Annotated in this window: 19 protein-coding genes and 2 tRNA genes; 11 read left to right on the top strand and 10 right to left on the bottom strand. The window is 70.8% G+C overall.

Annotation, left to right across the window (positions count from 1 at the left end; translation table 11 throughout):
* The first annotated feature begins 6 nt into the window (after positions 1–6).
* The 3 genes from ABRP24_RS13765 to ABRP24_RS13755 all read left to right on the top strand — a co-directional run bounded on the left by ABRP24_RS13765 (position 7) and on the right by ABRP24_RS13755 (position 4,608).
* Positions 7–3,033 carry a glycoside hydrolase family 38 C-terminal domain-containing protein gene (locus tag ABRP24_RS13765; RefSeq protein ID WP_349847876.1) on the top strand — a complete coding sequence of 1,009 codons (3,027 nt, stop codon included), beginning with the start codon at positions 7–9 and terminating at the stop codon, positions 3,031–3,033.
* Positions 3,034–3,073: 40 nt separating this feature from the next.
* Positions 3,074–4,039, top strand: coding sequence for an endo-beta-N-acetylglucosaminidase H (locus ABRP24_RS13760; protein WP_349847875.1), 966 nt, complete (start codon positions 3,074–3,076; stop codon positions 4,037–4,039).
* Positions 4,040–4,317: 278 nt separating this feature from the next.
* Positions 4,318–4,608, top strand: a complete 291-nt coding sequence (locus ABRP24_RS13755) for a DUF1905 domain-containing protein (RefSeq protein ID WP_349847874.1) — start codon at positions 4,318–4,320, stop codon at positions 4,606–4,608.
* Between the two features lie 11 nt (positions 4,609–4,619).
* Here the strand turns inward: ABRP24_RS13755 and ABRP24_RS13750 are convergent.
* Positions 4,620–4,693 (bottom strand) — tRNA-Gly (locus ABRP24_RS13750).
* Positions 4,694–4,747: 54 nt separating this feature from the next.
* On the opposite strand from ABRP24_RS13750, the gene ABRP24_RS13745 reads away from it, so the two are divergent.
* The 5 genes from ABRP24_RS13745 (at position 4,748) to ABRP24_RS13725 (ending at position 8,040) form a co-directional block, all read left to right on the top strand.
* Positions 4,748–5,023, top strand: coding sequence for a hypothetical protein (locus ABRP24_RS13745; RefSeq protein ID WP_349847873.1), 276 nt, complete (start codon positions 4,748–4,750; stop codon positions 5,021–5,023).
* Between the two features lie 94 nt (positions 5,024–5,117).
* Positions 5,118–5,194: transfer RNA gene (locus ABRP24_RS13740), tRNA-Pro, on the top strand.
* 53 nt (positions 5,195–5,247) lie between these two features.
* Positions 5,248–6,555 (top strand): trigger factor, encoded by a 1,308-nt coding sequence (gene tig, locus ABRP24_RS13735; RefSeq protein ID WP_027464695.1) that lies wholly within the window; start codon positions 5,248–5,250, stop codon positions 6,553–6,555.
* Positions 6,556–6,724: 169 nt separating this feature from the next.
* Positions 6,725–7,354 carry an ATP-dependent Clp protease proteolytic subunit gene (locus ABRP24_RS13730; protein ID WP_035807635.1) on the top strand — a complete coding sequence of 210 codons (630 nt, stop codon included), beginning with the start codon at positions 6,725–6,727 and terminating at the stop codon, positions 7,352–7,354.
* Between the two features lie 26 nt (positions 7,355–7,380).
* A complete protein-coding gene (locus ABRP24_RS13725; protein WP_027464696.1) occupies positions 7,381–8,040 on the top strand; it encodes an ATP-dependent Clp protease proteolytic subunit in 660 nt (219 codons plus the stop codon).
* A 63-nt stretch (positions 8,041–8,103) separates the two neighbouring features.
* On the opposite strand, the gene ABRP24_RS13720 is transcribed toward ABRP24_RS13725, so the two are convergent.
* Both ABRP24_RS13720 and ABRP24_RS13715 read right to left on the bottom strand, forming a co-directional pair.
* Positions 8,104–8,712, bottom strand: a complete 609-nt coding sequence (locus ABRP24_RS13720; protein WP_176708406.1) for a copper resistance CopC family protein — start codon at positions 8,710–8,712, stop codon at positions 8,104–8,106.
* Positions 8,713–8,762: 50 nt separating this feature from the next.
* Positions 8,763–9,497 (bottom strand): YcnI family protein, encoded by a 735-nt coding sequence (locus ABRP24_RS13715; protein WP_301566805.1) that lies wholly within the window; start codon positions 9,495–9,497, stop codon positions 8,763–8,765.
* Between the two features lie 236 nt (positions 9,498–9,733).
* Between ABRP24_RS13715 and clpX the strand changes: the two genes are divergently transcribed.
* Entirely contained in the window at positions 9,734–11,014 is a 1,281-nt protein-coding gene (gene clpX / locus ABRP24_RS13710) for an ATP-dependent Clp protease ATP-binding subunit ClpX (protein WP_017886000.1), read from the top strand.
* A 279-nt stretch (positions 11,015–11,293) separates the two neighbouring features.
* Here clpX and ABRP24_RS13705 read toward each other — a convergent pair whose 3' ends face one another.
* Together ABRP24_RS13705 and ABRP24_RS13700 are read right to left on the bottom strand one after the other, a co-directional pair.
* The gene (locus ABRP24_RS13705) at positions 11,294–13,318 is read right to left on the bottom strand and encodes a M3 family metallopeptidase (RefSeq protein ID WP_214521676.1); all 2,025 of its coding nucleotides are present in this window, start codon (positions 13,316–13,318) and stop codon (positions 11,294–11,296) included.
* A 274-nt stretch (positions 13,319–13,592) separates the two neighbouring features.
* The gene (locus tag ABRP24_RS13700; RefSeq protein ID WP_027464700.1) at positions 13,593–14,174 is read right to left on the bottom strand and encodes a TetR/AcrR family transcriptional regulator; all 582 of its coding nucleotides are present in this window, start codon (positions 14,172–14,174) and stop codon (positions 13,593–13,595) included.
* A gap of 122 nt (positions 14,175–14,296) precedes the next feature.
* Between ABRP24_RS13700 and ABRP24_RS13695 the strand changes: the two genes are divergently transcribed.
* Entirely contained in the window at positions 14,297–15,136 is an 840-nt protein-coding gene (locus ABRP24_RS13695; RefSeq protein ID WP_349847872.1) for an alpha/beta hydrolase, read from the top strand.
* 131 nt (positions 15,137–15,267) lie between these two features.
* Here the strand turns inward: ABRP24_RS13695 and ABRP24_RS13690 are convergent, their stop codons facing one another.
* A complete protein-coding gene (locus ABRP24_RS13690; RefSeq protein ID WP_349847871.1) occupies positions 15,268–15,519 on the bottom strand; it encodes a hypothetical protein in 252 nt (83 codons plus the stop codon).
* Positions 15,520–15,584: 65 nt separating this feature from the next.
* Positions 15,585–18,179: a valine--tRNA ligase gene (gene valS / locus ABRP24_RS13685; RefSeq protein WP_301601360.1), complete on the bottom strand. Its 2,595-nt coding sequence runs from the start codon at positions 18,177–18,179 to the stop codon at positions 15,585–15,587.
* A 287-nt stretch (positions 18,180–18,466) separates the two neighbouring features.
* Here valS and proP point away from each other — a divergent pair, with 287 nt between their 5' ends.
* Positions 18,467–20,032 carry a glycine betaine/L-proline transporter ProP gene (gene proP, locus ABRP24_RS13680; RefSeq protein ID WP_232536609.1) on the top strand — a complete coding sequence of 522 codons (1,566 nt, stop codon included), beginning with the start codon at positions 18,467–18,469 and terminating at the stop codon, positions 20,030–20,032.
* A gap of 150 nt (positions 20,033–20,182) precedes the next feature.
* On the opposite strand, the gene ABRP24_RS13675 is transcribed toward proP, so the two are convergent.
* From ABRP24_RS13675 to ABRP24_RS13665, 3 genes are read right to left on the bottom strand one after another with little or no spacing between them, the layout of a single operon-like run.
* Complete coding sequence (locus ABRP24_RS13675) at positions 20,183–21,928, bottom strand: ABC transporter ATP-binding protein (RefSeq protein WP_349847870.1); 1,746 nt, start codon at positions 21,926–21,928, stop codon at positions 20,183–20,185.
* Positions 21,925–22,824 carry an ABC transporter permease gene (locus ABRP24_RS13670; RefSeq protein WP_027464704.1) on the bottom strand — a complete coding sequence of 300 codons (900 nt, stop codon included), beginning with the start codon at positions 22,822–22,824 and terminating at the stop codon, positions 21,925–21,927. Before ABRP24_RS13670 ends, ABRP24_RS13675 begins: the two co-directional genes overlap by 4 nt.
* Positions 22,821–23,816 (bottom strand): ABC transporter permease, encoded by a 996-nt coding sequence (locus ABRP24_RS13665; RefSeq protein WP_349847869.1) that lies wholly within the window; start codon positions 23,814–23,816, stop codon positions 22,821–22,823. Before ABRP24_RS13665 ends, ABRP24_RS13670 begins: the two co-directional genes overlap by 4 nt.

Raw genomic sequence — 23,816 nt, 5'->3', positions numbered from 1 at the left:
GGCCCCATGCACGACGACATCCCCCTCACCACCGGACGCGCCCGACGGGTGCTCGACGAGCGGATCACCCCCGCGGTGCACGCGACCACGACGGCCCTCCAGGCCGACTGGCACGAGTTGCCGGGGGAGCCGGTCCCGCCGACCGAGGGGCTCGCGCTCACCTTCGAGCCCTACGAGGTCGGCACCCCGTGGGGCGCGGCCTGGGGCACGACGTGGTTCCGGCTGACCGGGACCGTGCCGACCGAGTGGGCCGGACGCCGGGTGGAGGCCGTGATCGACCTCGGCTTCGACAAGAACATGCCCGGGTTCCAGTGCGAGGGACTCGTGTACCTGGCCGACGGCACCCCCGTGAAGTCGATCAACCCGCGCAACCAGTGGGTCCTGGTCACCGAGCGGGCCGAGGGCGGCGAGACCGTCGAACTGTTCGTCGAGGCCGCGTCGAACCCCGTCCTGCTCGACTACCACCCCTTCCTGCCGACGCAGGAGGGCGACGTGCAGACCTCGTCCTCGAAGCGCCTCTACGCCACCCGCCGGATGGAGCTCGCCGTCTTCGAGTCCGAGGTGCACGAACTCGCCCTCGACATCGACGTCCTGCTCGAACTGCAGGCCGAGCTGCCCGCCGGGCCCCGGCGCATGCGGATCCTGCAGGCCCTCGACGACGCCCTCGACGCGCTCGACCTGCAGCACATCCCGGAGACCGCCGGAGACGCCCGTGCGGCGCTCGCCGAGGTGCTGGCCGCTCCCGCCGAGGCCTCGGCGCACACGATCTCGGCCGTCGGGCACGCCCACATCGACTCCGCCTGGCTCTGGCCCGTGCGCGAGACCATCCGCAAGGTCGCCCGCACCACGTCGACCATGACCGAGCTCATCGACCAGACCGACGACTTCCTGTACGGCATGTCGAGCGCGCAGCAGTACGCGTGGATCAAGGAGCACCGCCCCGAGGTCTACGCCCGGGTCAAGGCCGCGGTCGAGGCCGGCCGGTTCCTGCCGATCGGCGGCATGTGGGTCGAGTCCGACACCGTGATGCCGACCGGCGAGAGCATCGTCCGGCAGTTCTCGCAGGGCCAGCGGTTCTTCGAGCGCGAGTTCGGCATCCGACCCAAGGGCGTCTGGCTGCCGGACAGCTTCGGGTACTCGCCGGCACTGCCGCAGCTCATGCGCCGTGCGGGCTTCGAGTGGTTCTTCACGCAGAAGATCTCGTGGAACCAGGTCAACAAGTTCCCGCACCACACGTTCCTGTGGGAGGGCATCGACGGGTCACGGGTGTTCTCGCACTTCCCGTCGATGGACACCTACAACTCGCGGTTGTCCGGCAGCGAGGTCGCGAAGGCCTCCCGCCAGTTCCGCGAGAACCGACTGGCCACCGGCTCGATCGCCCCGGTCGGCTGGGGCGACGGCGGCGGTGGCACCACCCGCGAGATGACCGGCACCGCCGCACGGTTGGCGGACCTCGAGGGCAGCGCGAAGGTCCGCTGGGAGCACCCGGACACGTTCTTCGACCGGGCGAAGTCCGAACTGACCGATCCGCCCGTGTGGGTGGGGGAGCTGTACCTCGAGCTGCACCGGGCCACACTCACGTCGCAGCACGGCACGAAGCAGGGCAACCGCCGGTGCGAGCAGCTGCTCATCGAAGCCGAGCTCTGGGCCGCGACCGCCGCCGCCCGCACCGACTTCGCCTACCCGTACGACGAGCTCGACGCCCTGTGGCAGCAGGTCCTGCTCCAGCAGTTCCACGACATCCTGCCGGGCACCTCGATCGCGTGGGTGCACCGCGAAGCGGTCGAGCGGTACGCCGAGACGGCCGCGACGCTGACCACGATCATCGACCAGGCGCTCTCGGCGCTCGCCGGCACCGGGGACGCGGCCGTCGTCGTGAACCCGGCCCCGTTCCTCCAGGCCGGTGCACCCGCGCAGGGTGCCGTCCTGGCGACCGACGTGGCGGCGGCGACCGCCGTGTCCCTGACCGAGCGGGACGGCGGGTACGTGCTGGCGAACGACCTGGTGCGGGTCATCGTCGACGCGCAGGGGCTCGTGACGAGCGCCGTCGACCTGGCGAGCGGGCGCGAGGCGATCGCGGCCGGCCAGGCGGCGAACCTGCTGCAGCTGCACCAGGACTTCCCGAACATGTGGGACGCGTGGGACGTCGACCGGTACTACCGCAACCGCGTCGAGGACCTCGTGTCGACCACCGGGCTGACCGCGTCGGTCGACGAGTCCGGGGTCGCACGGGTCGTCGTGTCCCGAGCGTTCGGTGACTCGACGGTGACGCAGGAGATCGTCCTGGCGCCGGGGTCCCGCACCCTGGAGTTCGACCAGGTGACCGACTGGCACGAGACCGAGAAGTTCCTCAAGGTGGCGTTCCCGCTCGACGTCCGCGCCGAGCACACCGTCGCCGAGACGCAGTTCGGCGCGCAGAAGCGGGTGACGCACACGAACACCTCGTGGGAGGCCGCGAAGTTCGAGACCTCGATGCACCGCTACGTGCTGGTGGCCGAGCCCGGCTTCGGTGTCGCGCTCGTGAACGACTCGATCCACGGCTTCGACACCACGCGCGACGCCGTCGACGGGCACGTCACCACCACCGTGCGGCTGTCGCTGCTGCGGGCACCGCGGTTCCCGGACCCCGAGACCGACCAGGGCGTGCAGACGCACCGGTACGGCATCGTCATCGGCACCGACCAGCTCGGAGCTACGTCGGCCGGCGTGCGGATGAACGCGGGCGCGCGGACGATCACGGGCGCGCACGGCTTCGAGCCGCTGGTGCAGGTGTCGGGCGACGTCGTGCTGTCGAGTGTCAAGCTCGCCGATGACCGGTCGGGCGACCTGGTCGTGCGCGTCTACGAGCCGTCCGGGCAGCGGGGGACCGGGGCCATCGCGGTCTCGGCCGACGAGGCGACCTTCGGCGCTGCCGTCGAGGTGACCCTGCTCGAGGAACCGCTCGGTGTCGCCGAGGCGTCGGCCGAAGCGGCCGCGTCCTCGTTCGCCGTCGACGCCTACGAGGTCCGCACCTTCCGGTTCCCGCGCAACTGACCGACCGACTGACCGACCGTCCCACCCAAGGAGGAACCACATGAAGCAGTCCACGAAGTTCAGCATCGCGACCGCACTGGTCGCCATGCTCGCGGCACCACTGGTGCCCGCCGCAGCATCCGCGGCGCCCTCCTCGTCCGGGTCCAGCCACGGGCACGGGCACGGTGCGTCCCACGGCGGTGGGCACGGTCACGGTCACCACGCTGCGCCCGCCAAGTCGGGGCCGACGAGCATCGCCTACGTCGAGGTGAACAACGACGAGCTCGCCAACGTCGGTCGGTACACGTTGGCGAACGGCGCGAACGCGTTCGACGTGGCGATCATCTTCGCCGCGAACATCAACTACGAGGACGGCAAGGCGGTCCTGTACAAGAACGAGAACGTGCAGCGGACCCTCGACCAGGCCGCCACGCAGATCCGCCCGCTGCAGGCCAAGGGCATCAAGGTCACGCTCTCGGTGCTCGGCAACCACCAGGGAGCCGGCCTCGCGAACTTCCCGACGAAGGCCGCGGCGCGGGACTTCGCGGCGCAGGTCTCGGCGACGGTCAAGAAGTACGGACTCGACGGCGTCGACCTGGACGACGAGTACTCCGACTACGGCGTGAACGGCACCCCGCAGCCGAACCAGCAGTCCATCGGCTGGCTCATCAGTGCCCTGCGGGCGGACATGCCGGGCAAGATCATCTCGTTCTACGACATCGGCCCGTCGTCCGACGCCCTGAAGACGGCGAACCCGTCGATCGGCGGCAAGCTCGACTACGCCTGGAACCCGTACTACGGCACCTACACGGCGCCGACGATCCCGGGCCTGCCGAAGTCGAAGCTGTCCGCCGCCGCGGTCGACATCCAGAACACCCCGCAGGCCACCGCGGTGTCGCTCGCACAGCGCACGAAGGCCGACGGGTACGGCGTCTTCATGACGTACAACCTGCCGGGAGGCGACGAGTCCGCCTACGTCTCCTCCTTCACGAAGGTGCTCTACGGACAGGACGCGTCGTACCGCTGACGCGTCCGTCCTGACGGCGGCTCGCGCCCCGTGCTCCCCGGCTCCGGCCTGGAGGCGCGGGGCGCGTCCGTCGTCCGGGTCCCGCTGGTCCGGGCTCACGCGGCGTGGTGCGAGGGCGGGGCCCAGGGTTCGCCTGGTGCGAGGTCGGGGCCCAGGGTTCGCCTGGTGCGAGGTTGCGCACTCGGTGCGAGCCCGCGCCCGTCGCACCGAGTGCGGAACCTCGCACGAAGTTCGGCGCCCCTCGCACCGTGCGAGGTCCGCGGCCGTACGATCGCCGCATGGAGCTCGAGTTCCGCGGCGAGGTGATCGAGTGGCGCGGCCCGTCACCGTTCTTCTTCGCCGTCGTGCCGCCGGACGCCGCCGAGGTCATCGCTGACCTCGCGCCGGTGCTCACCTACGGGTGGGGTGTGATCCCGGCGCGCGTGACGATCGGCTCGGTGACGTGGACGACGTCGCTGTTCCCGAAGGACGGCGGGTACCTCGTGCCGTTGCGTGCGGCGGAGCGGAAGCGTGCCCGGGTGGATCTCGGCGACTCCCCGGAGATCACCCTGGGGTTCGCCGACCCCTGACGGAAAGGTTGTGGAGGGGATGACGGGAATCGAACCCGCGTAGCCAGTTTGGAAGACTGGGGCTCTACCATTGAGCTACATCCCCGCGCCTGCGCACCACGCGCAGCCCGACCATCGTAGCGGACGAACGAGCACCGACATGCCGACGCGCGTCATCCCGAAGCCGGACGCCGGTGCGGAGCGCACCATCCGCTGGTCGCGGGTGGTCTCCTATGTGCTGGTGGTCCTCGCCGCCGCGGTCCTGTCCCTGCGCCCCGATCTGTTCGGCGACCCGCAGTCGCAGCCCGCACACGCGCTGCTGCACGTCTGGCGGATCGCCGTCGGACTGCTGCTCGCGGTGGCCGCACTCGGGGTCCAGGTGGCCGTCGGGATCCGGTGGCGGCGGGGTCTGCGACGCGCCGCGGAGGACGACTGAGCAACCCCCGGGAACAGCGCGCCGTCGGACCGCTAGACTCACCGGGGTCGCATGCGCCCCTCAGCGTGCGCGGCTGATCCCTGGCACGAAGCAACGGGGCGTAGCTCAGCTTGGTAGAGCGCCCGCTTTGGGAGCGGGAGGTCGCAGGTTCAAATCCTGTCGCCCCGACCAGGTCCTCCGAGCACCACCGACCACACGAACGTCAACCAACAGGAGAACATCCCTTGGCCACCAGCACCGTCGACAAGGTGAGCGACACCCGCGTCAAGCTCACCGTGAACGTGACGCCGGACGATCTCAAGCCGAGCATCGACCACGCCTACAAGCACATCGCCGAGCAGATCAACATCCCCGGCTTCCGCAAGGGCAAGGTCCCGCCGGCGATCGTCGACCAGCGCGTCGGCCGCGGCGAGGTCCTGAACCACGCCGTCGGTGACGCCATCGACAACTTCTACCGCCAGGCGGTCGAAGAGCAGGAGCTGCGCATCCTCGGCCGTGCCGAGGCCGACGTCGCCGAACTGCCGAACGTCGCGGACTTCACCGGCGACCTCGTCCTCACCTTCGAGGTCGACGTCCGCCCCGAGTTCGACCTGCCGGACTACTCCTCCTACGAGCTCACCGTCGACGCCGTCGAGGTGTCGGACGACGAGATCGAAGAGGAGCTGCAGAACCTCCGCACCCGCTTCGGCACGCTCGTGACGGTCGACCGTCCGGCGAAGACCGGCGACTTCGCGCAGATCGACCTCACCGCCAGCATCGGCGACGACGAGGTCGACTCGGCCACCGGCGTCTCCTACGAGATCGGCTCCGGCGACCTGCTCGAGGGCATCGACGAGGCGCTCGAGTCCCTGACCGCCGGTGAGTCGACGACCTTCGAGTCGAAGCTCGTCGGTGGCGACCGCGAGGGCGAGACCGCCCAGATCGCCGTCACCGTCACCGCCGTCAAGGAGCGCGAGCTCCCCGAGGCCGACGACGAGTTCGCCCAGATCGCCAGCCAGTTCGACACCATCGACGAGCTCAAGGCTGACCTCAAGGAGCAGATCGCGAAGTCCAAGACCTTCGGTCAGGGCGCCGCGGCTCGCGACAAGCTCGTCGAGAAGCTCACCGAGGACGTCAACATCCCGATCTCGGAGCAGCTCATCGCCGACGAGGTGCACCGTCACCTCGAGCAGGAGAACCGCCTCGAGGACGAGGAGCACCGCAAGGAGGTCTCCGAGTCCAGCGAGACCGCCTTCCGCTCGCAGATCCTCCTCGACGCGATCGCCGAGAAGGAAGAGATCCAGGTCTCGCAGGAGGAACTGACCCAGTACCTCATCCAGGCCGCCGCGCAGTACGGCATGGAGCCGGCCGAGTTCATCAAGGTCATCGACCAGAACGGCCAGATCCCCGGCATGGTCGGCGAGGTCGCCCGTTCGAAGGCGGTCGCGACCGTCCTGTCCAAGGTGACCGTCAAGGACACCAACGGCGACGCAGTCGACCTGTCCGCCTTCACGGCGGGCGTCGCGCAGGAGCCGGCAGGGGACGCCGAGTAACGATCTCGACGCCACCAGCATGCAAGACGGGAGGCACGGTGCCAGCTGGCACCGTGCCTCCCGTCTCGTGTTTTCCGCACCACCGCATTGCTGTCGGCGAACAGACGAGAACTGGTGCGTTGCACCCGATAAGTTCGACAACAAGCGACAACTGAACGGGAGCTTTTCCATGGCCGAAGCAACACTGAACCCCAGTGTTTTTGACCGCCTTCTGAGAGACCGGATCGTGTGGCTCGGCTCCGAGGTCCGCGACGACAACTCGAACGAGATCGCAGCCAAGCTGCTGCTGCTCGCCGCCGAGGACCCTGAGAAGGACATCTACCTCTACATCAACTCGCCCGGTGGTTCGATCACCGCCGGCATGGCGATCTACGACACGATGCAGTTCGTCCCGAACGACATCGTCACCGTGGGTATCGGCCTCGCCGCGTCGATGGGACAGTTCCTGCTGTCCTCCGGCACGCCCGGCAAGCGCTACATCACGCCGAACGCGCGCGTGCTGCTCCACCAGCCGTCCGGTGGCTTCGGCGGCACCGCTGCCGACATCCAGACGCAGGCCAAGGTCATCCTCGACATGAAGCAGCGCATGGCGGAGCTCACGGCCGAGCAGACCGGCAAGTCGGTCGAGCAGATCCTCAAGGACAACGACCGCGACAACTGGTTCACGGCGCAGGAAGCGCTCGAGTACGGCTTCGTCGACCACCTCCGCGCCTCGAGCGCCGAGGTCATCGGCGGTGGTGGCACCGTCGGCGACGGCGAGACGCCCACCAGCGCAGCCGAGCCCGACGCCCAGTCCTGATCACCACCGAAGAAAAGGAAACGAGAATGCATCTCCCCATGCTCGGTGGCGCGCAGAACGTCCCGGCTCCGTCCAATCGGTACATCCTGCCGAGCTTCGAAGAGCGCACGGCCTACGGCTACAAGCGCCAGGACCCGTACGCCAAGCTGTTCGAGGACCGCATCGTGTTCCTCGGCGTGCAGGTCGACGACGCGTCGGCTGACGACGTCATGGCCCAGCTGCTCGTGCTCGAGTCGATGGACCCCGACCGCGACATCGTGATGTACATCAACTCGCCCGGTGGCTCGTTCACCGCGATGACGGCGATCTACGACACGATGCAGTACATCCGTCCGCAGATCCAGACGGTCTGCCTCGGCCAGGCTGCCTCGGCCGCGTCGGTGCTGCTCGCCGGTGGCACCCCCGGCAAGCGCCTCGCGCTGCCGAACGCCCGTGTGCTGATCCACCAGCCCGCGACCCAGCAGGGTGGCGGTCAGGCGTCCGACATCGAGATCCAGGCGGCGGAGATCCTCCGCATGCGTACCTGGCTCGAGGAGACGCTGTCGAAGCACTCCAACAAGACGCCGGAGGAGATCAACCACGACATCGAGCGCGACAAGATCATGTCCGCGCAGGAAGCCGTGGAGTACGGCCTGATCGACCAGGTCCTCACCAGCCGCAAGAACCTGCCGGCGCTCGTCAAGTAGCACCAGCAGGAACGACGAAGGCCCCGCACCGAACGGTGCGGGGCCTTCGTCGCTGCGCGGTGGTCAGTCCTCGGTGTCGTCGGACTCCGGGGCCGGCTTGCGGCGCAGGAGCAGCAGCACCGCGACGACCACGCCGACCAGCACGACGCCACCGGCGCCGATCCAGATCGCGTCGGACGCCGCCGAGTCGCTCGATCCCGAGGCGGTGCCGGTGGTGGTGTCCGAGCCGGCGTCGTCGTCACCAGCGGTGGCGCAGGTCGGGGGCTTCGCCGCACCCGAGGCCGGGGTGAAGCCCGACGGCGCCTTCCAGGTGAAGGGGTACTCGTCGGAGACGGTGTGCCCGTCGGCGGAGACGATCTGCCACTCGACGGTGTACTTGCCCGAGTCGCCGAGTGCGGCGGTCGTGGTCATCGACGGCCCCTCGACGTCGACGCAGCCGTCCTCGTAGTACCTGCCGTCGGGGCCGACGATGCGGAACGCGAAGCCCGACCCCGAGTCGCCGATGTCGAGCAGCTTGTCGTTCGTCGTGATGTCGAACGTCTTCGGCAGCTCGGTCAGGGTGCCGCCGACCTCCGGGTCGGACGAGATCAGGTAGTTGTGCGCGCTGGCCGGACCGGCGAGCCCGAGGACCGCGCCACCGGCGATCGCGACGGCCGCGGCGGTCCCGGCCACGAGCCTCCAGGCAGAGGACCGAGGCCGGGGCCGACGCGAGCCGCGCTGTGTCACTTGGCGGAGCTCCGACGACGCGTGCCGGCGACGGCGACGACCAGGGCGACGGCGCCGAGCACCAGGCCGCCGAGGCCGAGGAAGCGGCCGACCAGGTCGGGGTCGCTCGACGCGGTCGTGCCGGCGGCCTCGGCCGACGGGGTCGCGGCGATGGGGTCACCGTCGTCGTCCGTCGCCTCGGCGGCGGTCAGCGTGATCGAGGGGGCCGGGTGCTCGGGCTCGGCTTCGCCGGCCTTCTGCTCCTGGTTCCACTCGACGCTGCCCTTCTCGCAGGTCTGGATCGCGGGGAACTCGACCAGGTCACCGGCCTTGCCGTCCGGCAGCGAGAACGAGAGCGCGAAGGTGTCGCGCTCGTCGGCGGGCAGGGGGGTCTTCGCGGTGTACGTGACGCTGGTGACGCGCTCGGCGGCCGTCTCGGCGTGGTCCTCGTCCGATGCCGATGCCGAGGCCGACGGGTCGGTGTAGGGCTCGGTCGCCTTCGTGATCGTCCAGTTCGGGTTCACGGTCGGCGTGACCTCGATGACGGACTCCGGCACCTGGAACTGGATCTTCGTCGTGGGGGAGCCGTCGCAGCCGTGCGGGACCGAGAAGGTCGCCGTGGTGTACGAGTTCGCTGCGGTCGACGTGGCCGTGGCGGACACGTGTGCGCTGGCCGCCGTGGCGCTGCCGAGGACGATGACGGCTGCGACACCGAGGGTGACGGCGCCGCCGGCGGCGAGACGCTTCTGCATGGGGTTCCTTCCGGGGTGGTTCTGCACCTGCTGTTCTACAAGATGTAGAGAAGTCCGGATCACCGTAGCAGGCTCGCACGCCCTGGGCGAACGCGCGGGCGGATTCCGGAGGGGCATCGCGGTCGGTGTCACCGGTTGCGGTTAGGCTCGTGTCCACGACGAGGTGCCCACCAGCAGCGGTGCACCAGCGGTGGTGCGACAGCGCGGCCGGCATGTCCAATCAGGGAGGCACGGGAATGGCACGCATCGGAGAGAGCGGCGATCTCCTCAAGTGCTCGTTCTGCGGCAAGAGCCAGAAGCAGGTCCAGCAGCTCATCGCCGGACCGGGCGTCTACATCTGCGACGAGTGCGTCGAGCTCTGCAACGAGATCATCGAGGAACGTCTGGCCGAAGCCGGCGAGGACACCTCGAGCGGGGACTTCGAACTGCCCAAGCCGCGGGAGATCTTCGACTTCCTGCAGGAGTACGTCATCGGGCAGGACCCGGCGAAGCGCGCCCTCGCCGTGGCCGTCTACAACCACTACAAGCGCATCCGGGCGCAGGGGCAGATCACCGCCGCCGAAGACCGCGACGACATCGAGATCGCCAAGTCGAACATCCTGCTCATCGGCCCGACCGGCTGCGGCAAGACGTACCTGGCGCAGACGCTGGCCAAGCGTCTCAACGTGCCGTTCGCCGTCGCGGACGCCACCGCCCTGACCGAGGCCGGCTACGTCGGCGAGGACGTCGAGAACATCCTCCTCAAGCTCATCCAGGCCGCCGACTACGACGTGAAGCGCGCCGAGACCGGCATCATCTACATCGACGAGGTCGACAAGATCGCCCGCAAGGCCGAGAACCCGTCGATCACCCGCGACGTCTCGGGCGAAGGCGTGCAGCAGGCGCTGCTCAAGATCCTCGAGGGCACGGTCGCCTCGGTCCCGCCGCAGGGCGGCCGCAAGCACCCGCACCAGGAGTTCATCCAGATCGACACGACGAACGTGCTGTTCATCGTGGCGGGTGCGTTCGCCGGGCTCGAGGACATCGTGTCCTCGCGCGTCGGCAAGCGCGGGATCGGCTTCGGAGCACCCCTGCACAGCGCGACCGACCACCAGGACCTGTACTCCGAGGTGCTGCCGGAAGACCTGCACAAGTTCGGTCTGATCCCAGAGTTCATCGGTCGTCTGCCCGTCGTCACCACGGTGTCGCAGCTCGACCAGGCGGCGCTCATGCAGATCCTGACCGAGCCGAAGAACGCGCTGGTGAAGCAGTACCAGCGGATGTTCCAGATCGACGGCGTCGAGCTCGAGTTCGACCAGGGTGCGCTCGAGGCCATCGCCGACCTCGCGGTGCTGCGCCAGACGGGTGCCCGTGGGCTCCGGGCGATCCTCGAAGAGGTCCTCGGCCCGGTGATGTTCGACGTCCCGTCCGACGACGACGTCGCCCGCGTGGTGATCACCCGCGAGTCCGTGCTCGAGAACGCGGCGCCGACGATCGTGCCGCGGCCCCGGGCCAAGCGCGTCGAGAAGTCGGCGTAGCCCGCTTCGTCGTCTTCAGCGTGAAGGCCCGCACCGTGATCGGTGCGGGCCTTCGTCGTTCGTGCGGTGCCGTGCCGTGCCGTCCGGCGCGGGAGCGCTGCGCACAACCAAAGTCACCCCGAACAACGCGGTTGCGCGGTTCGGGGTGACTTTGGTTGTGCGTACGGTGCCCGCGCCGCCGCCGCCGCCGCCGCCGCCGCCGCGGCCCCCGGCCCCCGGCCCCCGGCCCCAGTCCCGCGGCCCCGGCCGGCGCCTGCGGCCGCGGTGGCGCCGCCGCGCCTACTCCAGCCCGCGGCGCCGCAGCAGCGGGCCGACCTCGGCGTCGCGGCCGCGGAAGTCCCGGTACGCCTCGAGCGGGTCCTTCGCCCCGCCGACCCCGAGCAGGCGTTCCGCGAAGCGTCGACCAGCCGCACGGTCCAGCCCGCCGTTGTCGCGGAACCACTCCACGGTGTCGGCGTCGAGCACCTCGGACCAGATGTACCCGTAGTACCCGGCGTCGTACCCGCCCGAGAACGTGTGCGCGAAGTACGTCGACGAGTAGCGCGGCGGCACGGCCTCGACGGCGATGCCGGCGGACTCCAACGCCGAACGCTCGAAGTCCTCGACGGACGTCACCGCTGCGGCGTCGGCTGCCGAGAGCCGGTGCCACGCCTGGTCGAGCAGTGCGGCGGCGAGGTACTCGGTCGTGCCGAAGCCCTCGTTGAACCCCTCGGACTCGCTGAGCCCCAGGACGAGCTCGGGCGGCAGGGGCGCTCCGGTCTCGTGGTGCTTCGCGTAGTTCGCCAGCACGGACGGCCACGACAGCCACATCTCGTTCACCTGGCTCGGGAACTCGACGAAGTCCCGCTCGACGTTCGTGCCGGAGAACCGCGGGTAGGTGGTGCGGGCGATGAGGCCGTGCAGGGCGTGGCCGAACTCGTGGAAGAGCGTCTCGACCTCGTCCTGGATGAGCAGGGTGGGGGAGCCGGCGGACGGCTTCGCGACGTTGAGGTTGTTGACCACGACGGGCAGGGTGCCGAGCAGTTCGGACTGCTCGACGACCGGGTTCATCCACGCGCCGCCGCGCTTGCCGTCACGCGTGTAGAGGTCGAGCAGGTACAGCCCCACCGGCTCGCCGTCGTCGCCGGTGACCTCGAACACCCGGACCTCGTCGTTGTAGCCGTGCAGGTCCGGGCGCTCGGTGAAGGTCAGACCGTACAGGGCGCCGGCGGCGTGGAAGACCCCGTCGTGCAGGACCCGGTCGGCCTCGAAGTACGGGCGGAGCGCGGTGCTGTCCGCGGCGAACTGCTCGCCGCGCAGGATCTCGGTGGCGTACGCCCAGTCCCACGACTCGATGTCGAACCCGACCGTGCGCGACCGGACCGCACGCTCGTCGTCAGCGTTCCGTGCCGCGGCGCCGACGAGCGAGGACAGCAGCCCGTCGACGGCCTCGGGGGTCTTCGCCGTCTCGTCGGCGGTGACCACGGCGGCGTGGTTCGGGAACCCGAGCAGCTCGGCGCGCTCGGCGCGGAGCCGGACGATGCGGAGCAGCACGTCGCGGTTGTCGTACTCGTTGCCGCGACGACCGCGGGCGAGCGAGGCACGCATGATCCGCTCGCGCAGGTCACGGTTCGCCAGTGACGACAGCCACGGGTGTCCGGTGTAGAGCGGCAGCGTGATGAGCCAGCCGTCCAGGCCTCGGTCCGCGGCAGCGGCGGCCGCGGCGGACTTCGCCCCGTCGTCGAGCCCTTCGAGCTCGTCTTCGTTCGTCACGTGCACGGCGGAGTCGTTGGTGTCCTCGAGCAGGTTCCGCTCGAAGGTCGTTGTGAGGGTCGAGAGCTCCTGGTTGATCGCGGTCAGGCGCTCCTTGCCCGCGTCGTCGAGGCCGGCGCCCGCCAAGGTCATCTCGGCGTGGGTCCGCTCGACCAGGCGCAGCGCCTCACCGGTCAGCCCGGCGGCCTCCGCACCGCTCCGCACCTCCTGCACGCGGGCGTACAGGCGGGAGTCGAGCGTGATCGCGTCGCGGTGGGCGGCGAGGAGCGGGGAGACCTCGGCCTCGAGGTCGTGCAGCTCCGGGGTCGAGTCTGCCGACGACAGCGTGAAGAACACGTGGCTGACGCGGGTCAGCAGCTGCCCGGATCGCTCGAGTGCGACCAGGGTGTTCTCGACCGTCGGGGCGTGCGGGTCGGTGGCGATGGCCTCGACCTCGGCGCGCTGCTCGGCCATGCCGGCCTCGAACGCCGGTCGGTAGTGCTCGAGTCGCACGTCGCCGAAGGGCGGCAGGGCGTAGGGGAGGGTGCTCGGGACGTCGAACGGGGTTGCCATCTGCCCACCCTATGCACGGGTGCTGGAGTCCGTTCCTTCCCATGACACCCGGACTGGGAAGCGGAATCGGGCGTACCTGGTCGAAAGAACCGACCCGGTACGCCCGGAACGACCAGGTACGCCCGGAACGGCCCGGCGGGCGCACCCGCACCCGGAACGACCAGGTACGCCCGGAACGGCCCGGCGAGCGCACCCGTGCCCGGCGCGACCAGCGGGCGGACGGGAGGCCCGTGGCGCCGCCGCCACGGGCCTCCCGTCCGCCCCGCGTCGCGTGTCAGCGCATCGCGGCGTCGATCAGGGTCACCGCGGCACGGCGCGCGTGCGCGGCGGGAGCCGTGGTGCCGGCGATGGCCGCGGTGGTCTGCGCGCCCTCGGCGAGCAGTGCGAGCTGTGCGGCGAGTTCCTCGGCGTGCTCGGGGTCGGCGACGACCTCGGCGGTGAGCCGCTGCACGAACTGCTGGAATGAGTCCTTGTGCTCGCGCGCGATCTCGGCGACCGCGGGCGAGGTCGCGCCGAGCTCGCCGAACGCGTTGATGAACCCGCAGCCGCGGAACGTGTCGTCGCCGAACCACGACTCGAGGAAGTCGTAGACCGCCAGGAGCTTGTCGCGCGGGCTGGCCGCAGCCTCGACCGCGCCGTGCACACCCTGCTCCCACATGTCGTGGCGGCCGGCGAGCACCGCGGCGATGAGCTGCTCCTTGCCGGGGAACGCCGCGTACAGCTTCTTGAGGGAGACCCCTGCGCCCGTGCGGATCTCGTCCATCCCCACGGACTGGATCCCGCGCGTGTAGAACAGCTGGTCCGCGACCTCGACGATGTGTGCTCGGACGTCCGGCTCGACGGTGCTGGTGGCCATGTGTGTACCCCGTTCCCTGAGTGTTCACCGTTCTCGACTTGCGCCGGGAACGGGCGTTCTCTACTGTAGTCCACATCGGCGGAGAACGATCGTTCTCCGCGATACTCAGGGAAGGAACGATCATGGGTGCCATCACCGTCGGAACCGAGAACAGCGTCGACATCGAACTCCACTACGAGGACAAGGGCCAGGGGCAGCCGATCGTGCTGATCCACGGCTTCCCCCTCGACGGCAACTCGTGGGAGGGGCAGGTCCCGATGCTCCTCGAGGCCGGCTACCGCGTCATCACGTACGACCGCCGCGGCTTTGGCCAGTCCTCGCAGCCGTCCACCGGCTACGACTACGACACCTTCGCCGACGACCTGCACACGGTCCTGACGACCCTCGACCTGCGCGACGTGATCCTCGTCGGCTTCTCGATGGGCACCGGCGAGATCGCCCGCTACATCGGCCGCCACGGTGAGGACCGGATCGCGAAGGTCGCGTTCCTCGCCTCGCTCGAGCCGTTCCTCGCCATCACCGACGACAACCCCGACGGTGCCGGCCCGATGTCGTTCTTCGAGGGCATCGCCGCCGACGTGGCGAAGGACCGCTACGCGTACTTCACGAACTTCTACCAGGACTTCTTCAACCTGTCGGAGAACCTCGGCACCCGCATCTCCGAGGAGCAGTTCCGCAACGCCTGGAACATCGCGGCCGGCTCCGGCTCCATCGCGTCCGCGGCTGCACCCCTGACCTGGCCGACCGACTTCCGCCAGGACATCCCGAAGGTCACCGTCCCCGCCCTGATCGTGCACGGCACGTCGGACAACATCCTGCCCATCGACGCCACCGGCCGACGCTTCACCCAGGCACTGCCCGCGGCGAAGTACGTCGAGATCGAGGGCGCCCCGCACGGCCTGCTCACCACGCACACCGCCGAGGTGAACGAGGTCCTCGGCACCTGGCTCGCCGAGTCCTGATCCCTCGGCGATCACGCGGGCGCTCCCCGGCGGGGGCGCCCGCATCGTGAGTAGGAATGGTCGGGTCCCCAACGGGGACCCGACCATTTCTGCACTCCAAGCGAACCAAACCGCGCAGCGCGCGCCGCGCGCTAGCCCTCTTCGCCCGCGTCGTCGGGGTTCGTCACCTGGGCGTGCCCGAGCGCGTCGAGGTGGATCGAGGTGCCGTCGTCGAGCTCGACGATCGGCTTGCCCTCCAGGAAGGTCAGGGTCCAGCCCCACGTCGCCGTGTCGACGGACTCCGCCGCGAGCTCGTCCTCGACCCCGCGCACGGCGACGACCATCGTCTCGGGCAGTCGCGCAGGCGGCTCCCCGCCCACGTTCCAGCGTGTGCCCAACTGCATCCGTGCCTCCGATCCGGTGGTTGACGGGCCGGGTCGCCGACGCGACCCGGCCCGGAGAGCCGACGTTACGCCTGCTGCTCCGCGAGCTCGATCTCGGTGACGGCGAGCTCGTCGCCGTCGACGAACGACAGGTTCTCGATGCGGCCGACGGCCGCCAGGTCGACCGCCGCGCGCTCGATGAGCACCCGCGTCTCGGCGGGCGCCGCGACGACGGCACGCGTCACGGGCGTCTTCTGCGAGGCCTTCGCCGCCGTCTTCGCCCCGCGGATCCCGATGAGCGCCTGCCCGACGGCCGCGAGCAGCCCGGTGGGGGCCGCGTCGGTCGGCAGGTCGGCCGCGGTCGGCCAGGAGGCCCGGTGCACGCTGGTGTCGTGGGTCCAGGCCCACACTTCTTCCGTCGCGTACGGGAGGAACGGTGCCAGCAGTCGGAGCAGCACGTCGATCGCGCCGCGCAGCGCCAGGACCGCGCTCGCCTGCGTCTCGTGCGTCGCGTCGGACGCGGTGCCGTACGCACGCTCCTTCACGAGCTCGAGGTAGTCGTCGCAGAACGTCCAGAAGAAGCGCTCGGTGATCTCGAGGGCACGGGCGTGGTCGAACCCGTCGAACGCCGCGGTGGCCTGCTCGACGACGGCACCGAGCTCGGCGAGCATGTCGACGTCGAGGGCCTCGGTGACGCTCGTGGCGCCCTCGGGCAGCGGGAAGCCGTAGACGAACTTCGCCGCGTTGAGCACCTTGATCGCCAGACGACGGCCGACCTTGATCTGCTTCGGGTTCTGCGGGTCGAACGCCGCGTCGGTACCGAGCTTGGACGAGGCCGCCCAGTAGCGGACCGCGTCGGCGCCGTGCTGCTCGAGGATCGACAGCGGCGTGACGACGTTGCCCTTCGACTTCGACATCTTCTTGCGGTCGGGATCGACGATGAAGCCGGAGATGGAGGCGTGCTTCCACGGCACCACGTCGGCTTCGAGCTGGCTGCGGAGCACGGTCGTGAACAGCCAGGTGCGGATGATGTCCTGCGCCTGCGGGCGGACGTCGTACGGGTACACCAGGTCGTACAGCGCCGGGTCGGTCTCCCACTTGCCCGCGAGCTGCGGGGTCAGCGACGAGGTGGCCCAGGTGTCCATGACGTCGAGTTCGCCCTGGAACCCGCCGGGCACGCCGCGCTGGTCCTCGGTGAAGCCGGGGGCGGGCTCGGAGGCCGGGTCGACGGGCAGCTGTGCCTCGGTCGGTACGATCGGCTGGTCGAACACCGGGTTGCCGTCGGCGTCGAGCGGGTACCAGACGGGCAGCGGCACGCCGAAGAAGCGCTGGCGCGAGATGAGCCAGTCACCGGACAGGCCACCGACCCAGTTGTCGTAGCGGACGCGCATGAAGTCCGGGTGGAACGCGATCTCCTCGCCGCGCTGGCGGAGCGTGCTCTTCAGCTGCTCGTCGCGCGCACCGTTGACGATGTACCACTGACGGGTCGACACGATCTCGAGGGGCTTGTCGCCCTTCTCGAAGAACTTCACCGGGTGCTGGATGGTCTTGACGTCACCGATCAGCTCGCCGGACTCGGTCAGGGCGTCGACGACGACCTTCTTCGCCGAGAACACGGTCTTGCCGGCCATCTCGGCGTAGAGCTCCCGGCCCGTCGCCGACTCGATCCAGGCGGGCTCGTCGGAACGCACGCGGCCGTCGAAGCCGATGATCGCGCGGTTCGGCAGCTGCAGCTCGCGCCACCACACGACGTCGGTGGTGTCACCGAAGGTGCAGACCATCGCGATGCCGGCGCCCTTGTCCTTCTGCGCCAGGTGGTGTGCGAGCACCGGGACCTCGACGTCGAACAGGGGGGAGCGGACCGTGGTGCCGAAGAGGTCCTGGAACCGCTCGTCGTCCGGGTGGGCCACCAGGGCGACGCATGCGGGCAGGAGCTCGGGGCGGGTGGTCTGGATGACGACGTCGTCGCCGCCGTCGGTGCGGTGGAAGGCGATGCCGTGGTACGCGCCGGGCATCTCCTTGTCCTCGAGCTCGGCCTGCGCGACCGCGGTGCGGAACGTGACGTCCCACAGGGTCGGGGCGTCGGCCTGGTAGGCCTCGCCGCGCTCGAGGTTGCGCAGGAACGCGCGCTGGGCACTTGCCCGCGAGGTGTCGTCGATGGTGCGGTACGACTGGGTCCAGTCGACCGACAGGCCGAGCGTGCGGAAGAGCTCCTCGAACTGCTGCTCGTCCTGCACGGTCAGGCGCTCGCACAGCTCGATGAAGTTGCGGCGCGACACCGGCAGCTGGTCGGCGGCCTTCGAGGACTTGCCGTCCCCGCCCTCGAACGGCGGCGTGAACTCGGGGTCGTACGGCAGGGTCGGGTCGCAGCGGACGCCGTAGTAGTTCTGCACACGGCGCTCGGTGGGCAGACCGTTGTCGTCCCAGCCCATCGGGTAGAACACGTGCTTGCCGCGCATGCGCTCGAACCGGGCCTTGAGGTCGGTGTGCGTGTACGAGAACACGTGCCCGATGTGCAGCGAGCCGGAGGCGGTGGGCGGCGGGGTGTCGATCGACCAGACGGCGTCGCGGTGACCGGCGGCGTCGCGGTCGAAGCGGTAGGTGCCGTCCTGTTCCCAGACGGGCCCCCAGACCTGCTCCAGTCCGTCGACGCTCGGCTTCTCGGGCATGGGCTTGGTCATGGGTGTGCCTTCCGTACGTGTGTGCGGCACCGAGTCCGTGATGAGGTGCCTGAGTGTTCCGCGCCTGACGCGCGGTGCCCCAATCGTAGCGGCCGCGCACGCGCATGCAGCCGGACGACCGGTCAGACGCGGCCATCACCGAGCAGCGTCTAGCACACGGAACTGTCGGACACGCCCGGATCCTGCTAGTCTTCCTGGGTTTGTCCGGCGAGCGCAGGGTTCGCAGGAGCTGCAACGTCGCCGTCCGCCGGACGCCCGAAGGAAGCACCGCACCCCGGAGGAACGACTTGGCACCGAACAACGCACCCCACCCGCACGGCGATCGGCCGTTGCGCACGAAGGGCGCCGCGAAGCGCGCTCGTCGCGATCTGACGAAGGACGACGTCACCGTCGTCGAGGAGTCGCTGCTCAAGCGTGCCGTCGCGGCTGCCGCGCTCGGCAACGCCATGGAGTGGTTCGACTTCGGCATCTTCGCGTACCTGACGGTCACCATCTCGCAGGTGTTCCTGCCGCAGGGCGACCCGGCCGCGAACATCGTCGCCACGTTCGGCTTCTTCGCCGCCGCGTTCATCGTGCGCCCGATCGGTGGTGCCGTGTTCGGCCCGATCGGCGACAAGATCGGCCGCCAGAAGGTCCTCGCGCTGACGATGATCCTGATGGCCGCCGGCACGCTCATGATCGGCCTGATCCCGTCGTACGACACGATCGGTTTCTGGGCCCCGGTCCTGCTGCTCGTCGCCCGCTTCGTGCAGGGCTTCTCGACCGGTGGTGAGTACGGCGGTGCCGCGACCTTCATCGCCGAGTACTCGCCCGACAAGCGCCGTGGCTTCATGGGCTCGTGGCTCGAGTTCGGCACCCTCGCCGGCTACGTGCTCGGCGCCTCGATCGTCACCGGCCTGCAGTTCGGCCTGTCCGAGGACGCCCTGCTCAGCTGGGGCTGGCGCATCCCGTTCATCGTCGCGGGCCCCCTCGGGCTGATCGGCCTCTACCTGCGCCTCAAACTCGAGGAGACCCCGGCGTTCCAGAAGCAGCAGGAGCAGGCCGCCGAGCGCGAGGGCCAGAAGACCCCGTTCCTCAAGCTCTTCGCCGAGAACTGGCGCTCGCTCATCATCTGCATCGGCCTGGTCCTGGTCTTCAACGTGACCGACTACATGCTGCTGTCCTACATGCCGACCTACCTCGAGCAGAACCTCGGCCAGAACGCCACGTTCGGCCTGATCCTCATCGTCATCGTGATGCTGCTCATGATGGTCGTCATCACCTTCGGCGGCCGACTCTCCGACAGGTTCGGGCGCCGTCCGGTGCTCGCCGCCGGCTGCATCGGCTTCATCCTGCTGTCCTGGCCGGCCCTCAAGCTGGTCCAGACCGGCACCGGCGTCGGCGTCTTCGCCGGCCTGCTGATCCTCGGCGTCGTGCTGGTCACGTTCACATCGACCATGCCGTCGACGCTGCCCGCGCTGTTCCCGACGATCATCCGCTACGGCGCCCTGGCGATCGCGTTCAACGTGTCGGTGTCGCTCTTCGGCGGGACCACCCCGCTCGCGACCGCCGCGCTCATCAACGCCGCGAAGGACGCCGGGTACGGCTGGGCCGAGGACATCCCCGCGTTCTACCTGATGCTCGCCGCCGTGATCGGCCTGGTCGCGGTGTACTTCACCAAGGAGACCGCCGCGAGCCCGCTCATGGGCTCCGGCCCGACGGTCGGCTCCGAGGACGAGATCGCCGGCGTCATCGAGGACTACAACGACCCGACGTCGGAGCTCGCGCAGTCCGACTGGGCGAAGGACTTCTCGACGAGCGAGATCCCGATCATCTCGGCCGACGCAGCGCAGAAGGAACCCTCCGGTTCCTGACCACGGGGCCGCCTCGCGGCAACCCGGCCAGGAGGCCCGGGGCACGTTCCGTCTCGGAACGCGCCCCGGGCCTCCTGGCCGTTCCAGGGCCGTCGGTGACGTCACGCGCGCAGCGACAGTCCACGGGCGCGAGCGCGCGTGGAGTGTCGCTCAGCCCGTGAGGCCGGATGCGGTCCCCGCGGCGGGGCCTGCTGCCAGCCGCTCCGCGGCGTGCAGCAGCCGCGCGGTCACGGGGTGCGCCGGGCGCGCGAAGACCTCGGCGGCGGGGCCGTGCTCGACGACCGCGCCGCGGTGCACCACGAGCACGTCGTCGGCCATCCGCCGGACCGCCCGCAGGTCGTGCGACACGAACACCATCGCCACCCCGGTCTCGTCGCGGAGCCGTTCGAGCAGCCGCAGCACGGCGTCCTGCACGGTCGCGTCGAGGGCGGTCACCGGTTCGTCGAGCACGATCACCTCGGGGTCGGTCGCCAGCGCACGGGCGATCGCGAGCCGCTGTCGTTGCCCGCCGGACAGGGTGCGGGGGGAGCGGGACCGCAGCACGGGGTCGAGGTCGACCTGCCGCAGTGCCGCGTCGACCCGTTCGCCGAGCGCACCGCGTGCCCGCCGTTCGTCACCGCGCGAGAACGCGTCGGCGAGGACCCGCTCGACGTTCCACCGTTCGTCGAACGTCGCGCCCGGGTCCTGCACGACGGCCGCGACCCGGTGCCGTCGGGGGCGTCGCTCGCGCTCGGGCAGCGGGACCCAGGGGTCGTCGTCGAGCGTGACCGTGCCGGCGTCGGGCGTCTCGAGCCCGAGGAGCATCCGCGCGAGCGTCGTCTTGCCCGAGCCCGAGGCGCCGATCACCCCGAGCACCCGGCCGCGCACGAGCCCGAACGACACGTCGTCCACCGCGAGCATCCCGTCGTACTCCCGCGAGAGCCCCTGCGCCGCGAGCACCCCCCTCGCACCGTGCGAGGTCGGCTCCGAACCGTGCGAGGATCCGGCTCCCGTGGGAGCCTCGACGCCTCGCACGGCATCCGGAACCTCGCACCGAACGGCAGCGGGCGACGCAGCGGCGGGCGCCGCGGCAGCGGGCGACGCAGCGCCGGGCGCCGCGGCAGCGGGCGACGCAGCGCCGGGCGCCGCGGCAGCACCGGCCGCGCGCACCAGCGCCCAGGTCGCGGGGTGCGTCGGGGCCGCGAAGACCTCGGCGACCGCGCCGTGCTCGACGATCCGGCCCTCGTGCACGACGGCGACCCGGTCGGCCCACCCCGCGACGAGCCCCAGGTCGTGCGTGATGACGAGCAGTCCGGCACCCCGGGTCTGCGCCGCCCGCAGCTGCTCCATCACGGTGACGGCGACCCCGGCGTCGAGCGCCGTCGTCGGTTCGTCGGCGACCAGCAGCGCGGGGGACCCGACGGTCGCCGCGGCTATGAGGGCCCGCTGACGCATCCCACCCGACAGCGTTCCGGCGAGCCGGCCGTCGGTCGCGGTGTCCGGGTCGAGGCCCACCGCGGCCAGGGCCTCGCGCACGGCGTCCACGCGCTCGGCCGCACGCATCTCGGTGTGCAGGCGGAGGCTGTCGGCGACCTCGCGCCCGACGGGGCGCAGCGGGTCCAACGCGCCCAGGGCCTCCTGGCCGACGTAGCCGACCCGCGATCCCCGCAGCCGGCGCCACCGCCGCTCCGTGTACCCGCCGACGTCGACGCCGTCGACCGCGAACACGTCGGCGTGCACGGCGGCGCCGGGCGCGGACAGGCCGAGCACGGCTCGGGCGGTGACGGTCTTGCCAGACCCGGACGCCCCGACCAGGGCGACGCACTCGCCGGCGTCGACGCGCAGGTCGACACCATTGACGATCGGGGTGCCGCCGATGGCGACGGTGAGCCCGCGGACGTCGAGGACGGCGCTCACCGCGCGGCCCCGGTCCGTCGGATCGCGCGGCCGAGCACGGTGACGGCGGTCGCGAGCACCACGATCGCGAGTCCGGGGAAGGTGCTCATCCACGGCGCGGTCTGCAGGTACGTGCGACCGTCGGCGAGCATCGCGCCCCACTCCGGCGCGGGCGGGGGCGTGCCGACCCCGAGGTAGCTCAGCGCCGAGGCCCACACGACCGCCTGCCCGACCCCGAGCGTGGCGACGGCGACGACGGGCCAGAGCGCCGTCGGCAGCACGTGCCGGACCACGGTGCGGGCGGGGGAGCGGCCGAGCAGCACCGCCGTCTCGACCACCTGCGAACTCCGGGCGGCCCGGACCAGGCCGCGCACGATCCGGGCGTAACCGGGAGCGGTCGCGAACCCGACCGCGAGCACCGCCGGCACCGGACCCGGACCGGTCACGGCGATGACGACCAGGGCGACGAGCAGCAGCGGCAGGGCGAACGCGACCTCGGTGACGCGGCCGATGACGGCGTCGAGCAGGCGTCCGGGTCGTCCGGCCCCGGCACCGAGTCCGGCGACGACGCCGAGCAGGACGCCCACGCCGCCGCCGATCAGGGTCGCGGCGACGCCGACGACGAGCGATGCCCGGGTCCCCGCGACCACCCGTGCCAGGACGTCGCGTCCGGACTCGTCGGTGCCGAACGGGTGCGCGCCGCTGGGCGCAGCCAGGGCGTCTGCGGGGTGCACCGCGAGCGGGTCCCCGCCGCCGAGCAGGGCGGGCCACGCCGCCGCCACGACGGCGACCAGGACGACAACCCCGGCGGCGATGCCGCCGGCGCCGAGCGTCCCCCCACGGACGCGCTCGGTGCCGGCGGCGGTCTGGTGGCCGGGCGCTCCGGTCTGGAGGCCCGGGTCGGCGATCCCGCTCACCGCGCGCCCGCCGGTCGGCCGGGTCCACGGCGTCGGGCGTCGACTGGGCGGGAGGTCGCGTTCCGTGCGGTGCTGCGCGGGTCGACGGCACGTTCGACCAGGTCGGCCACGGCGAGCACGACGACGTACGCGGCGGCCGACACCATCGCGATGCCGGCGACGAGCGGCATGTCCCGCTGGGTGACGGCGGTGACCAGGGCTCGGCCGATGCCGGGCAGGGCGAACACGGACTCGACGACCACGGCTCCGGAGACGAGCGACCCGAAGGCCCACGCGGACAGCGCGATCCCGGGCAGGGCGGCGTGCCGGAGCAGGTGCCGTCCGAACAGTCCGAGGCGGGTCTCGCCCCGGCCCCGGGCGGCGAGTGCGAAGGCCGAACGCTGCGCGTCGACCACGCCGTCCCGCACGGTCTCGGCCAGGTACCCGGCGACCGGCACGGCCACGGTCAGCACCGGGAGCACCCAGCCGCGAGCGGTGCCGTCACTGACCGCCGGCACCCACCCCAGGGACGTGGCGAACACCACGATGAGCACGCTGCCGAGCCAGAAGTGCGGCATCACGCTCGCGGTGACGCTCAGGGCGCTGGTGAGCCCGGCGGCGATCCGGCCGCGCTGCGTCGAGGCCCAGGCGGCGACGATCGCCAGCACCCACGCGACGACGAGACCGGCGACCGCGAGCGTCAGCGTGACGGGCAGCTGCTGGGCGAGGAGCGTCGCGACCGGGGTGCGGAAGGCGTACGAGTCCCCGAGCTGGCCGGTCGCCAGGCGTCCGAGGAACACCGCGTACTGCACCAGGGCCGGCTGGTCGAGGCCGTACTCGTGGCGGACCTGGGCGACGGCCTCGGCCGAGGCCTGCGAGCCCGGTCCGCCGAGGATCGCGAGCGCCGGGTCACCGGGGATGAGCCGGATCGCGACGAAGACGATCGTCGCGACGGCCCAGAGCACGCCGATGCCCCCGGCGAGCCGCCGGACGGCCCACCAGACCCATCGCAT

It is taken from the genome of Curtobacterium sp. WHRI 8282 (assembly GCF_040223925.2).
Taxonomy (GTDB): Bacteria; Actinomycetota; Actinomycetes; order Actinomycetales; family Microbacteriaceae; genus Curtobacterium; species Curtobacterium flaccumfaciens.
Note: the sequence above shows the minus strand (reverse complement) of the source record. Positions and strands in the feature narration are given on the sequence as shown.

Excerpts from the sequence above, each read along its gene's own strand:
- ABRP24_RS13725 (WP_027464696.1), top strand. The coding sequence starts at position 7,381 with ATGCATCTCCCCATGCTCGGTGGCGCGCAGAACGTCCCGGCTCCGTCC.
- ABRP24_RS13765 (WP_349847876.1), top strand. The coding sequence starts at position 7 with ATGCACGACGACATCCCCCTCACCACCGGACGCGCCCGACGGGTGCTC.
- ABRP24_RS13715 (WP_301566805.1), bottom strand. The coding sequence starts at position 9,497 with ATGCAGAAGCGTCTCGCCGCCGGCGGCGCCGTCACCCTCGGTGTCGCA.
- ABRP24_RS13755 (WP_349847874.1), top strand. The coding sequence starts at position 4,318 with ATGGAGCTCGAGTTCCGCGGCGAGGTGATCGAGTGGCGCGGCCCGTCA.
- ABRP24_RS13705 (WP_214521676.1), bottom strand. The coding sequence starts at position 13,318 with ATGGCAACCCCGTTCGACGTCCCGAGCACCCTCCCCTACGCCCTGCCG.
- valS (WP_301601360.1), bottom strand. The coding sequence starts at position 18,179 with ATGACCAAGCCCATGCCCGAGAAGCCGAGCGTCGACGGACTGGAGCAG.
- ABRP24_RS13700 (WP_027464700.1), bottom strand. The coding sequence starts at position 14,174 with ATGGCCACCAGCACCGTCGAGCCGGACGTCCGAGCACACATCGTCGAG.
- ABRP24_RS13695 (WP_349847872.1), top strand. The coding sequence starts at position 14,297 with ATGGGTGCCATCACCGTCGGAACCGAGAACAGCGTCGACATCGAACTC.
- ABRP24_RS13745 (WP_349847873.1), top strand. The coding sequence starts at position 4,748 with ATGCCGACGCGCGTCATCCCGAAGCCGGACGCCGGTGCGGAGCGCACC.
- ABRP24_RS13760 (WP_349847875.1), top strand. The coding sequence starts at position 3,074 with ATGAAGCAGTCCACGAAGTTCAGCATCGCGACCGCACTGGTCGCCATG.
- clpX (WP_017886000.1), top strand. The coding sequence starts at position 9,734 with ATGGCACGCATCGGAGAGAGCGGCGATCTCCTCAAGTGCTCGTTCTGC.
- ABRP24_RS13730 (WP_035807635.1), top strand. The coding sequence starts at position 6,725 with ATGGCCGAAGCAACACTGAACCCCAGTGTTTTTGACCGCCTTCTGAGA.
- ABRP24_RS13690 (WP_349847871.1), bottom strand. The coding sequence starts at position 15,519 with ATGCAGTTGGGCACACGCTGGAACGTGGGCGGGGAGCCGCCTGCGCGA.
- ABRP24_RS13665 (WP_349847869.1), bottom strand. The coding sequence starts at position 23,816 with ATGCGATGGGTCTGGTGGGCCGTCCGGCGGCTCGCCGGGGGCATCGGC.